10 protein-coding genes are annotated in these 13,083 nt (G+C 41.6%); 4 read left to right on the top strand and 6 right to left on the bottom strand.

What is annotated here, in order from left to right; genetic code table 11:
* Nucleotides 1-220 precede the first annotated feature (220 nt).
* Together ACSQ6I_RS08295 and ACSQ6I_RS08290 are read right to left on the bottom strand one after the other, a co-directional pair.
* Nucleotides 221-3,436 carry an efflux RND transporter permease subunit gene (locus ACSQ6I_RS08295; RefSeq protein WP_438889876.1) on the bottom strand — a complete coding sequence of 1,072 codons (3,216 nt, stop codon included), beginning with the start codon at nucleotides 3,434-3,436 and terminating at the stop codon, nucleotides 221-223.
* A gap of 15 nt (nucleotides 3,437-3,451) precedes the next feature.
* On the bottom strand, nucleotides 3,452-4,792 hold the full coding sequence (locus ACSQ6I_RS08290; protein ID WP_438889875.1) for an efflux RND transporter periplasmic adaptor subunit: 1,341 nt from the start codon (nucleotides 4,790-4,792) through the stop codon (nucleotides 3,452-3,454).
* Nucleotides 4,793-5,380: 588 nt separating this feature from the next.
* On the opposite strand from ACSQ6I_RS08290, the gene ACSQ6I_RS08285 reads away from it, so the two are divergent.
* Together ACSQ6I_RS08285 and ACSQ6I_RS08280 are read left to right on the top strand one after the other, a co-directional pair.
* The gene (locus tag ACSQ6I_RS08285; RefSeq protein ID WP_438889874.1) at nucleotides 5,381-5,923 is read left to right on the top strand and encodes a phycobiliprotein lyase; all 543 of its coding nucleotides are present in this window, start codon (nucleotides 5,381-5,383) and stop codon (nucleotides 5,921-5,923) included.
* Between the two features lie 399 nt (nucleotides 5,924-6,322).
* Nucleotides 6,323-6,661: an RNA recognition motif domain-containing protein gene (locus ACSQ6I_RS08280; protein ID WP_438889873.1), complete on the top strand. Its 339-nt coding sequence runs from the start codon at nucleotides 6,323-6,325 to the stop codon at nucleotides 6,659-6,661.
* A 111-nt stretch (nucleotides 6,662-6,772) separates the two neighbouring features.
* On the opposite strand, the gene ACSQ6I_RS08275 is transcribed toward ACSQ6I_RS08280, so the two are convergent.
* On the bottom strand, nucleotides 6,773-7,336 hold the full coding sequence (locus tag ACSQ6I_RS08275) for a Uma2 family endonuclease (protein WP_438889872.1): 564 nt from the start codon (nucleotides 7,334-7,336) through the stop codon (nucleotides 6,773-6,775).
* A 227-nt stretch (nucleotides 7,337-7,563) separates the two neighbouring features.
* Between ACSQ6I_RS08275 and ACSQ6I_RS08270 the strand changes: the two genes are divergently transcribed.
* The gene (locus ACSQ6I_RS08270) at nucleotides 7,564-7,707 is read left to right on the top strand and encodes a hypothetical protein (protein WP_438889871.1); all 144 of its coding nucleotides are present in this window, start codon (nucleotides 7,564-7,566) and stop codon (nucleotides 7,705-7,707) included.
* Nucleotides 7,708-8,435: 728 nt separating this feature from the next.
* Nucleotides 8,436-8,693: a BrnA antitoxin family protein gene (locus tag ACSQ6I_RS08265; RefSeq protein ID WP_438889870.1), complete on the top strand. Its 258-nt coding sequence runs from the start codon at nucleotides 8,436-8,438 to the stop codon at nucleotides 8,691-8,693.
* Between the two features lie 43 nt (nucleotides 8,694-8,736).
* Here ACSQ6I_RS08265 and ACSQ6I_RS08260 read toward each other — a convergent pair whose 3' ends face one another.
* From ACSQ6I_RS08260 to ACSQ6I_RS08250, 3 genes are all read right to left on the bottom strand, one after another.
* Entirely contained in the window at nucleotides 8,737-10,449 is a 1,713-nt protein-coding gene (locus ACSQ6I_RS08260) for a diflavin flavoprotein (protein WP_438889869.1), read from the bottom strand.
* A gap of 359 nt (nucleotides 10,450-10,808) precedes the next feature.
* Nucleotides 10,809-11,213: an endonuclease domain-containing protein gene (locus ACSQ6I_RS08255; protein WP_438889868.1), complete on the bottom strand. Its 405-nt coding sequence runs from the start codon at nucleotides 11,211-11,213 to the stop codon at nucleotides 10,809-10,811.
* Nucleotides 11,214-11,324: 111 nt separating this feature from the next.
* Nucleotides 11,325-13,073 carry a diflavin flavoprotein gene (locus ACSQ6I_RS08250; protein ID WP_438889867.1) on the bottom strand — a complete coding sequence of 583 codons (1,749 nt, stop codon included), beginning with the start codon at nucleotides 13,071-13,073 and terminating at the stop codon, nucleotides 11,325-11,327.
* Between the last annotated feature and the right edge of the window lie 10 nt (nucleotides 13,074-13,083).

Here is a 13,083-nt window from a genome sequence, read left to right as displayed (position 1 = left end):
CGGAGCGTGCCGTTAGGCATATAAATCTAAAACTTAGATATATCAAGAGTTTGAAGGTTAAAAAGGTGAATCAGGTGCAAGGAATAAGCGTTGGAACTACCAAAAACCTATTACTTGACCAGATTCAAGACTATTCTTCTCTTCTTCTAATTCTTCCTCCTGACTCCTGACTCCTGACTCCTAGCCCTAACCAAAAGACTTTTTCAGCAAGTCCTAGATATTACTGGTACTTCTTCTTCCAAATCCGCAACCTGATAAATATGGGTTTTGCCCAACGTCCACCGATTAAATCGTGTAGCAACGTATAGAAACAGGGGATAATAAACAGTGTTAGCACTGTTGCTAAAGACAAACCAGAAAATACGACCACACCCAATGGTTGGAGAAATTCTGAACCTTCTCCAATTCCCAACGCGAGAGGGAACATACCTAAAACAGTCGTGATGGTTGTCATCAAAATAGGGCGTAAACGTTGGGGTGCGGCTTTTAAAATTGCGGTTTTGCGGTCAATATGTTCTCGTTCCCGAAGTTGATTAGCCAGTTCCACCATAATAATGGCGTTGTTAACCACAATACCTACTAACAAGACCGCACCAACAACTACTGTTGCGCCAATGGCAGTTTCAGTAATATAAAGCCCAAAAATACCCCCAGCTAATGCTAGAGGAATAGTAAACAAAATTACAAAAGGGTCTACGAGGGAATTGTATTGTACAGCCATGACGACAAAGACTAAGAAGATGGCTAATCCCCCTAAAACTTGCAGCGAGTTTTGTAGTTCTTTATTAGATTCAGCTGTCGCACTGGGTAAAAGACTCACCCCTTGAGGGAAATTTGCACTGTTGAGGACTTGATCTACCTGTTCTAGTGCTTGAGTTAGACTTGCTCCTTCGGCCAAATTACCCGCAATTAGGAAGACTTGACGCTGATTAATCCGTTGAATTTCTCCTGGTGCTTGAGCTTCGGCAATTTTCGCTACATCACTCAAGCGGATTTGTTGATTACCTTCCACAAATAGAGGTAATCTCTCTAACTGAGAAGTTGATTGTACAGAAGTTTCGTTTAACTGTACCCGGACATCAACTAAACGGTTATTGCGTTGTAGCTGGGTGGGTATACTACCTTCAATTGCGGTCTGGATTGTGTCTCCAATATCTTTGGTATTTAAACCAACTTTTGCAACTCGTTCCCAGTCGGGTAATATCTGAATTTCTGGTTGACGTGCATCTGCGTCAGGACGGAAACGGACTGCGGTGGCTTTTTGTTCTAAATTTGCTAATAATTCCCGACCGGCTTGTTCTAAAGTGTCGGAGTCATTTCCTTGGAGAATGATGTCAACATCAGCGTTGCGGATAGGGGAGTTGTTAAGAATTAAACCCCGCACTTGACCAGGGGTGAGACGGAGACGAATATCTACTAAGTTAAGCTTGCTAAATTCTTTGGTGACACTTTCAACATAAGTCTCTACGTTTGAGCCTGGTTTAAGGGTAATAGTACTGGAACTTCGCAGAGGGTTAGCACTGCTATTGTTACCAAAAAGAAAACCGCCAACTGTAGAAAATACATATTCCGTTTCTGGCTGTTGACGGAGAATGTCATCTACAGCTTTCATGACTTTTTGGTTAGTTTCTAAGGGTATACCGGGGGGAAACTGAGCAATTAAGTTGACTTGTCCGGTATTGATGCGGGGGAGAATTTCTTGGGGAAGTTGAGGCGCTATCCAAAAGCTACCACCACCTAATAAGATAATTGTGATCGCAATTGTCAACAATCTCCAGCGCAATATACCACTTAAAAAACTACTATAAGCTCTTGTTGCTGCCTCAAAACGGCTATTAAATACCCGCAGTGGCCAAAAATTATTGAGGGAACTGGAAAAGGGTAGACTTAATAAGCGCGATGTCAGCATGGGAACAACGGTAACGGCAATTAAAATTGAAGCCGCTACGGAAAAACTGATGGTGAGAATTAACTCGTTGAAGAGTAATGAGATAAAACCACCAATTAATAAAAATGGCAATACTGCAACTAAATTAGTACTGGTGGAAGCAACTAAAGCTGATTCTACTTCTCGGCTGCTGTCTTCAGATTGCTGAATAATTGACGAAACTGATAATTTTGAGTCTTGATTGCGAATTTTTGCTTGATTAATTCCCTCAGCTATGTTTTCTAACATGACGATGGAATTATCAACCACAATTCCCACGCCTAATGCTAAACCACCTAAGCTAAAAACGTTAAGTGACAAGCCAAATAAACCCATTAAGATAATTGCTGTCAAAGATGCTAGGGGAATGGCGACAACAATAATAAAGGTTTGGCGTAGAGAACCCAAAAAGAGTAAAACTGCGATCGCAGCTAAACCTGAGCCAATTAACCCAGAAGTAGTCACATTCGCTATGGAATCACGGATAAATTTCGATTCATCTAAGGTAGCTGTGAGACTTGCTTCTTGAGGAATCACACCCCCTTTTTGCAGTTCTGCTAGACGTTTTTTCACGCCATCGACAACGTTGATGGTGTTAGCATCTGGCTGTTTTTGAACGCTGACTTTTACTGCTTCTTCGCCATTGAGAAAAACATAGACTCGCTGTTTTTCTGAGCCATCAATAACTTCAGCAAAGTCTCGCAAGTAAACACGATTTTTGATAGCAGAATTTGGCGCGGATACTTCAAAAGAAAGATTATTAAGTTCATCAGCACTTTGGAAGCGTCCCACAGTCCGGGTTAAAGCTTCTGAATTTGTTCCTAAAATCCGACCACCGGAAATATCTTGGTTGCGGTTTTGGAGTTCATTGAGTACATCTGTCAAACCCACACCAACGGCTTGGAGGCGGTCTAAATCAATATTTACCCTGACTTCTTCCTTCACTCCTCCCGATACACTGACCCCGGCAACTCCCTCTACCACACCCAATTCACGGGCTAGTTCTTCTTCGGCAAAAACTCGTAAATCAACACCTTTAAGGGTGGGTGAAGTGATGGCAAATTCATAAACAGGTAATTGGGAAGGATCAATTTTGAATACCCGTGCTTCTCCAATATTATCTGGTAATTGGTTTCTAGACCGGTTAAAGGATGCTGTGGCATCATTGAGGGCTTGGTCAATATTTCCTCCCGGTCGAAAGTATAAATCCAAACTAATTTGACCTTCACGGGTTTGGGAAAAAACCTGAATTACACCTTCAGTCGCGGAAAAGGCCTCTTCTAAACGTTTGGTGACTTCATCAACTGCTACCTCTGGAGAAATCCCTGGGGCTTCTATCCGCACCCCAATGCGGGGATAGGTAATAGATGGAAGTAAATCTACAGGTAAACGAATGATGAAAAATACGCCCATGACAATCACAGCCAAGGTGAGCATGAGTGTGCCAATATGTTGGCGGATAGAAATAGCACTGATACTAAAGCCGTTGTTAGTGTTTGTTGTCTGCATTTTTCCAGCTTGTTGTTATTTTTCTGACAAAATTGATAATTTCACAACTGCACCATCTTTTAATGGCTGACTACTGCGAACAACATAACTTTCTCCTGGTTGTAAGCCAGAAAGAATTTCTACTTTACCGTTTGCTGTTTTCCCTAAAGTTACTGTTCTTTCTTTGACCTTGGGTTTACCGTCTTTTTCATCCAAGACAAATATTTTGCCATTGTTTTCTTCTTGTCGTGTTTGTCTTTGGGAATCAGTAATTGCTGTTTGTGACACTACGACTCGCTGTGGTGTCCCAGAAGTAAAATTGACTCGCGCTAGTAGTCCACTACCAATTTTTCCACCGCTATTGGGAATTACTACTTCTATGGGTACTAAACGGGCTGTACTATCGGCGGTTGGAGAAATACGGGTAACTCTACCCATGATATTTGTCTCTGGAAAAGCATCTAGTCGCACTTTTACAGATTGTCCAACCTGAATTTTTCCTAGTTCTAATTCAGATACTTGGACTACGACTTTAATTCGACTGAAGTCACCAATTTTTAAGACTTCGTTACCTGGTTGGAGGAGATTACCTGGTTCTGTGACTTTTTCTGTGACTATGCCAGTAATGGGGGAAATTAAGCGGGAGTATGAACGGCGTTCTTTGGCGGCAGAAACTGCTGCTTGTTGGGCAAATACTATACCTTGGGCGGCTGCGACGGCTTGCTTTTCGGTTCTGACTTGTTCAATTGTGGCTTGTAGGGCTTGGGCTGCGGTTTGAGCTTTGGTTTGAGCTTGTTGGGCGACTTGTTCGGAAATTGCGCCTTCTTTCAATAATTTTTGTTGTCTTTGGGAATCTGCTTTGGCTTGTACTACTTCTAACCGCGCTTTTTCTACTTCGGCGTTTGCATTACTTACCTGGGTCATCGCCCTGGCGACTTCTGATTGACGGGATGCTAGTTCTGCTTCTGCTTGCTGTAATCCTGTCTTGAGGAGAACATCATCTAACTGGCTGATGATTTGTCCTCGTTGGACTGTATCCCCAACGTCTAGATTTAATGCTAGTAGTCGCCCTTCTACTTGCGATCGCACTGAAACTATCCGAAATGCTGTGGTGTTACCTATATATTCTGCTGAGGGGCTTAATAAGTTTGTCTGTGCGATCGCTACATCTACAGCAGTTTCATTGTTACCTCTTTCTCTACCACCCGGTTGCCTAGACTGCGCTTCAGCTGATTCTTTTGGCAATGAACCACAACTTGCTGTCAATAATCCCAGTAAACAGAATATTAATAAACTATGGCCATTCATGACTGGGCTGGCAACTAGAGAAGTGGGGCTTTTCACCTGTTTTTCTGACTTATTTCCGTCCAAAATCATGAATCTTTCTCCAATTGAGGGAGTCTTTGCACTCAAATCGCAGTTTATTAGCAAGTAATTTTCAATAGATACGAATGACAAAAAATAGCGATAAAAATTTAGATTTTTCATGCTACTTATGTATCCCCAATTACTTTTTTTACTAAATAAAACTGACAGAATTTTTACTATATCCAGAGGATATAGATGTATATAATTTCTAATGATCCCAGAAACTATAAAATAAGTATAAAGATTTTGTCAGCAAAAGGTAATAGGTAATTAGTCATGATTTGAGTAGGTGGGATGAAAAAACAAAAATATCAAACCATCGCTTTTGCCATGCTGTGCTATCAGCAGTAAGGCTTACGCCGTTCTTTCTACTTAATTGGTTAGCGGTTTTACCATTTCTATTTCCTTATCCGAAATGTGCCTCCAGGACTAGTATTTTTGAGTATTTTGTGTAAACATTACAAATAGTAAACAATTATTGCCTTTGTTGCCATCATAGGATAAGTCCAGAATCATCACAAGGATATGGACTTACGGAGCAGAAAAAATACAGGCACGAAAGCAACTTATTCACTGTTTAGATGAGGAAGGTAATAAGTGACATCACCGCTTAAAATTATCCAAACTGCTGATCAACAGGAGATTGCAGAGTTTTTCCTAGCATCAGTAGGTGATTGGCGATCTGAACGGCGCTATTACACCCTACCCCAAGGAGAAACTCAAGAGATGGTGAGTATGATTACCATCCGGTTTTTAGAACAGGGGGAAGATGAATTGCAAAAACTGGCTCAGTTACATGATTTGCCAAATTTAGAGATTTTGACTTGTGGTGCTAAAGTCACTTGGGAAAGCACTGATATACACACAACCAGAAAAGAATCGACTGGGATGACGGTGTTTGGTGTGTTGGGAAAGATTTTGTATCGCGATCGCGGTTTTGCTACAACTAAACCAGTTACCGCCCAATTTTATTTCCCCAATCCCCAAACCATGTGTTTGCGAACTGAGTACAACAACTCAGTCTTTGAAGAAGAAATCAAACTCATTGGTAATAAATACCGCACCAGACAGAGTATAATTTCCCGTGCTGGTGAGCAACTGATGATTGGGCAATACTTGGAAAAGCGGATTAGCAGTTAGGTGTTGCCAGTTCTAGCCAATTGGTTGCAATTCAATAACCTCATTCTGCAACCAGGCATAAAATCCTTGGCCTCCGCTAAAATTGGAACTTATGAGGGAATCAATGGATAATTTAGCGGAAAACTTCTATTTATCTATCCTGGCTAGGCTTGTCTTCACCGCTCACCAATTGGGTTGAAATACCAGCCAGTAAGCAGTTTGCAAGGGCTGATAAAAAAGTTTATAAAAATTTTGTGAAATTTTCACCCAAAAAGCCGGTTTATATGTAATGATTGTGGAGAGAATTAATTCGGCGATTAGTGTTTTGTTGTTAGTATTGACAGGCTTTCCACTTGTGGTATTTACAGACTGCTCTCCGAAATCTAAATCTCTACAAACCCGTGATTTTGGAGACATAATATGTCGGTTTACGTAGGTAATCTTTCTTACGAAGTTACACAGGATGCTTTAACACAGGTCTTTGCAGAATACGGTTCTGTAAAGCGTGTTCAGATCCCCACTGACCGTGAAACAGGCCGTGTACGCGGTTTTGCTTTCGTAGAGATGGGTACAGAAGCAGAAGAAACAGCGGCTATCGAAGCACTTGACGGTGCTGAATGGATGGGTCGCGACTTGAAAGTTAATAAAGCCAAGCCCAAAGAAGACCGTGGTGGTTCCTTCGGCGGTGGCGGCGGCGGCGGCGGTCGCGGTGGATACGGCGGTGGTGGCGGCGGTGGCGGCGGTCGTGGTCGCTACTAAGTAGTAACTACGACGCTCTATCGGCCAAACCGTTAAATTGCGTTAAATAAAAGTAACCCATTCCGGCTGCGGGGTGGGTTACTTTTTTGGTTTTTAATTTTAAATTTAATTTTAAAGCTGTAATTCAAATCCTGGTAAAACGTCTTCTCCAGAAAGTACAGCAGGAAGTTGAACGATTTCTACAGGTTTTCCAGGTCGGTAAATTTCTGTTTGTTTGTCTTGGGGATTAATTAACCAGCCCAAACGCAAACCATTATCTATATATTCCTGCATCTTTTCTTGCAGGGTTTTCAATCTATCGGTTTTTGATCTCAGTTCAATAATAAAATCTGGTGTGAGTGGGGGAAATTTTTCCCGTTCTTCTGCTGTTAGTGCTTCCCAGCGTTCTAGTTTTATCCAAGCTACATCAGGTGAACGTTTTGCACCATTGGGAAGTCGGAATACTGTTGAGGAACTAAATACTATTCCTAATTTAGTTTGATGATTCCAAAGACTGACTTTAAAATTTAAATCAGATTCACTACGGCCGCTTTCTCCTCCTACTGGTGGCACAATAATTAATTCTCCCTGTGCATTAAGTTCTAAGCTTACATCTTTATTGGCCATACAGAGTTGGTAAAACTGATCATCTGTAAGGCGAATAATTGGATCTAGGTTTAAGGTGACGGTATTCATTTCAGGTTATTAGTGCAATTGTTCTGGGTTGAAATTTTCAGAATCAACAGACTTGTTTAGCAAAACTTCATCGCATCACAATTTTGCACATCAAATAAAAAAATTACTTTTTCGATTTTGATGAATTTGAGTTATACTGTTATTAGTGTAAATTTTTATATTTACGCAGAATTCCTCAATCAAGCAGAATGTTGAATGAGGTAAAATTAAAATAAGGAACAACCAGAATGAAAAACTATGTTCTAGTTGTTTTAGCTTTGCTTATCTTAGCTTTCATCTTTAATAAGCTCGCTGAAACTGCTAACTCCGGTGTTTTGATGCTCAGTTCAATTGAGCAAATTTTAGGGAGATGGATTAATACCAACAAATAAAAAGTACGTCTAAGTAGCTGTAACTACTTTTCGTATCTTTGTAATGAACCTGGGTAGGCTGCGAAACAGTCTGCCCTTTTTTTATTGACATCTTTAATATATCACATTGTTATTCATATTGTAGAATCTAAACTAATTTGTTAATCTAATTCTAGAATTTGACTAACTTTACGTTGATGAGGATCTGATTCAACTACCATTACAAAATCGGGTAAAGTGGCTTGTATTCTGGGGTTGAAGGCAGAGCCTCCTGATAGGCATTCCCAGCCGGAGTCTGGGAACGAGCAAACGAGCAAATATTTTTTCCTTGTCTTCTTGAGATTCTACAATCACAACTACCAGCACAAAATCGGGTAAAGTGGCTTTTTTTCTGGGTTTGGGGGCAGTTCGTTCTGGTAGACAATAGAATTGTTCTGTTATTCACATTGTACAATGTAAATTAGGCATTCCCAGCCGGAGTCTGGGAACGAGGGATTAAACACGGTTTAATGATTTTATTTTTTTGCAAGGCTGGTAAACATAGCATAAAAATAAAATTTATGAAATATATTTTTTAGTTTCCTGCATATTGCATTTACATCACCTTTGTCCAAACTCCAAAAATGCGATGCTTGGGGGGAGGAAAGCGATCGCTTGACAATTAAGACAGTCGCTACAATTTTATTAACTGAGCATTCCTACTTTGTTAGTATGTACAAATGTGCATATAATATGAGGAAGAATAAACTATGGAAACTGAGTATAATTTTAGTCAAGGTAAACGGGGTGCGATTGAACCCACACCACCGGGAAAAACTCGGATTACAATTCGCCTAGATGATGAAATACTGGCATGGTTTCGTGAGCAAGTACACCAAGCAGGTGGGGGAAATTACCAAACATTGATTAATGATGCTTTGCTTGGGTATATTCAACAAAGCCGTGAACCCTTAGAAGCAACCCTACGGCGAGTATTACGAGAAGAATTAGGCCAAATGGGTAAATAAATTACCCCTCCACGAAACAGCGGAGGGGCTAGGGGTGAGGTTCTTAATAATAACTCGCCGATTTCCGATGATGTACAGCAGTCACAGCATCTTGATTTAACACTTTCCCATCATTAACAGTCGCATAAACCAACCAATGATCACCGGCTTCCATACGACTTTGAACAGAACATTCCAGGTAAGCTAAAGCACCGTTGAGAATAATACCGCCATTACTAGCTTCTTCTGTTTCCAAACCCGCAAATCTATCTTGTCCGGGGGCGTAAACCTTCATGAACTGCTTACGTATTTCTCTGCCTTCAGCCAAAATATTGACGACAAATTGATTACCAGTGTAGGTTAGAGTTTCCATAGCCCGTTCTTTAGCTACCGCAATGGTTAAACCAGGAGGGTTAAAGCTGGCTTGTGTCACCCAAGATGCTAACATCCCGGTTTTCACTTCTCCTTGAGTAGCGGTGACTACACACAGAGAACCAACTATCCGACCAACCGCTTGTTCTACATTAGTTGCAGGTTGTTTAGCCACAACTGCTCTTTTCGCAGCGCGTTTTAGTGCTTGGGCGAAATCGGTTCCGGCTTCTTCGCAGGTTTGTAAGGTGACTTCATTGGGTTTGAACTTGACGCGAATGGTGTCAAAACCAAATCTGTAACCTGCGTCTTTGAGTTTCCCTTCAATTAAATCAACCGCTTCTCCACTCCAACCAAAGGAACCGAAAACACCAGCTAATTTATTATTTGTGGCGGTAGAAAGAACAATTCCTAAAGCTGTTTGGACTGGTGTGGGTGCGTGTCCACCTAATGTGGGAGAACCAATGACGAAACCGGCGCACTTTTCAACTGCGGCTTTGATTTCTTCGGGTTCGGTAAATTCGCAGTTAATTGACTCGACACTAACACCTGCTTTGGTTATACCACGTGCGATCGCTTGAGCTACAGTTGCAGTATTCCCATAAGCGGAAGCATAAATCAAAGCCACCCTCATATCAGCATTGGTTTGCTGTTGAGTCCATTCCCGATAAGAGTGGGTTAATTCTTGTAGGGCATATCTTACCAAGGGTCCGTGACCAGTGGCGTATAATCTAATTGGTAAATCTGCCAATTTATCTAAAGCTGTTTCTACTTGTCTGGCATGGGGAGCCATGAGACAATCGAAATAATAACGCCTATCTTCGTTAAAGACTTCCCAACCTTCATCAAATACTTGGTCGCCGCAAATATGCGCCCCAAATAACTTATCAGAAAATAATATTTCTGTTTGGGGATCATAAGTACAAAGTTCATCTGCATAACGGGGATTAGGTGTAGGAATAAATTGCAGATCATGTCCTTTACCTAAATCTAGGGTCTCATCTCCCCGCATTACCAAAATTGGTAAATCCTGATTTTCCAATGCTGCTTTTAAATTTATCGCTCCGGGATTGGAACAAACAAAAGTAATTTGTGGGGCAATTTCTCGTAAAGCTTTTAATGTCGCAGCCCGGTTAGGATTGACGTGACCAAGAATTACATAATCAACAGCTTTAATATCAATCCGTTGTTGTAAAGCTTGGAGATAAATTTCGGTGAAAGTTTCCCCAGGTGGGTCAATTAAGGCAATTTTATCACCTTGAATTAAAAAAGAATTCGCCGTTGTACCTTTAGCTAAAGCGTATTCTATTTCAAATCGTAACCTTGTCCAACTGCGCGATCTTAATATTGTTGTATCTGTTCCAATTGGCAATATTTGAACATCACGGGGCTTAGTATTTTCTGGCATGGTTTTATTTCCTTAAAAGATTCAATCAAATCAAGAATTTATGAATAAAAGTCTGTCTTCCTTCTTGTTCCCCTCCTCGCTTGCCTACGGTGTACACACAAGTACTATCTGCAAGGGTTTTAGGCGTTATAGACCCCTTGAATTGTCATTACGAGCGGAGCGAAGTAATCACATAATCCGGTGGGCTTTTGCGATTGCTTCGTCGTTCTTCCTCTCTACGAGACGCTAACGCGAACGCAATGACAGGCTTCCAGAGCGATCGCACAACCTCAAACTAGATGACGAAACCAAGTACTAGTAGGAATTTTCAGACTTGTGTGTACACCGTAGGCTTGCGGGGAGGGGCTAGGGGTGGGGTTTTATTGCAACCAACGCGAAATTTCTTCTAAAACACCTTCTATCCTTAACAAAACATCCTCATTATTAAACCTGATCACCCGCAAACCAAAAGACTCTAAAAACTCTTGTCGAATAGCATCTTCTACTTGAGTGTAATTGTGAATTTCGCCATCTACCTCAATTACTAATTTGACTTCATGGCAATAAAAGTCAACTATAAATCTATCAATAACCTGCTGACGACGAAACTTAAAACCTAGCAGTTGCTTATTTTTTAATTTTTGCCAAAGTAGGTTTTCTGCTAATGTGGCTTCTGTTCGCATCTGTCGGGCTAAAGGTTTAAGTTGTTTCCAGAGTTCTGGTGGACTTTGCCAAGGGACAGGAACCCCTTTTCCTAAACCCGTTATCTTATGATATTGAATCATTTGATATTAATCGTTGGTGTTATTTAGGCTCTAATCGTTTTCCCACAGCGATAACACCCCTCCCCCTAGCCCCCTCCCCGCAAGCGAGGAGGGGGGACAAGAAAGAATGATTTAATAATGGTTTCCGACTTTGCGGTGGTGAACTGCTGTAAGTGCGTCAGGATTTGATACTCTTCCAGCGTAGACTGTGCTGAATACTGCCCAGTGATCGCCGCAGTCCATTCTGCTGACTACTTCACATTCCATGTATGCTAGGGCATCACCTAAAATGGGTGCGCCATTTTCTGCTGGTTGGGTTTTGACTCCTTCAAAACGATCTGCACCGGGAGCGAACCGTTTTAAGAAGTGTTTCATCAATGGTTGATAGTTGCCTTCTTCTAATACATTGAGAACGAAGCGATCGCCTACTTGCATGAGTGATTCAATCGCTCGGTCTTTGGCTACTGCAATGGAAAACCCTAATGGTTTAAAGCTGGCTTGACTTACCCAAGAAGCTAACATGGCGCTAGATACATCGCCTTTTTTGGCAGTAATGATGTACAAACCGCCGCTAATTCTCCCCAAGGCTTTATCTAAGTCAGCACCGAGGGATTTCATGGCTTTGATGCTTTTGTCTCTTGTTACCCACTGTCCTAAGTCGGTTCCGGCTTCTTCGCATTTTTTGAAGGTGTTGTCTGTCGGTGTTTCCCGAATTTCAATCACGGGGAAAGCAACACTCAAACCCGCAGCCCGGAATTGATTTAATAGTGGGTAAGTTGGTTCATCATTTCCACCACCGGTTTCAAAAATACCGATCGCTTGTTTTTCTTTTGCAGAACCTAAAACGGTGCTAAGTGCAGCTTGAATTGAGGGGTTTTCAGTGGCTGGGGGCATTCCCACAACTATACCTGTACAGCGTCCTACAAGCTCTCGCAACTCTTGTAAATCAACCGTTCCACCCAAATCGACCATTTCCACCGCTACGCCAGTTTTAGCGATACCATTGGCGATTGATTGCGCCAAGCGATCGCTATAGCCATACTCGGAAACGTAAAATATCCCCACTGGTGTTTCGGCTTTGGTTTGTCCTTGACTCCAACTGCGATAACGTCCGGTTAGTTCCTCGACATTATGGTAGAGTAACGGCCCGTGTCCAGTAGCAATCATCTTGATAGTTTTCAATTCTGCCATCCGCTTCATCGCCGACAACACGGAACGGGAATTTGGCCCCATCAAGCAATCGTAGTAATATTTAAAATCTTCTTCAATTGCTGCCAAGTCATCATCAAAAGTGCTTTCTGTGCAGTAATGCAAGCCAAAAGCATCGCAGGTGAAGAGAGTTTGGGTTTTGTGGTCAAAGCTGAAAATGGTGTCAGGCCAGTGTAAATTAGGAGCGATTACAAATTCAAATTCGTGTCCGTTTCCTAAATCCAAGCGATCACCATTTTTGACAATTCGGCGTTTAAAAGGACGATGTACCAAATCTTCTAAAAACTGAATCGCTACCTTAGAACCGACTACAGTAATATCAGGAGCCATTTGCAGCAAATCTTTAACCAAGCCGCTGTGGTCTGGTTCTGTATGGCTGATAATTAAATAATTTATCTCTTCAGGATTGATTAAACCCGTGAGTGTATCAAAATAGAGCTTACGAAATTTTTCGTGAGACGTATCAACTAAAGCAATTTGCTCACCACGGATGAGAAATGAGTTATACGTTGTACCATTTTGCAAACCAAACTCGATATCAAAGCGATCGCGATCCCAATCCAAAGACCTAATCGCCGTCGTATCTTCAGCAATCTCTACAGTCTGTATGGTGAGCCGTTTTTCCGAGGCTGGATTTCCCTGCCCTTCATGTTTATCGGTGAGTAACACCATAACTCCCCTC

It is taken from the genome of Anabaena sp. WFMT (assembly GCF_051781005.1).
Taxonomy (GTDB): domain Bacteria; phylum Cyanobacteriota; class Cyanobacteriia; order Cyanobacteriales; family Nostocaceae; genus Anabaena.
Note: the sequence above shows the minus strand (reverse complement) of the source record. Positions and strands in the feature narration are given on the sequence as shown.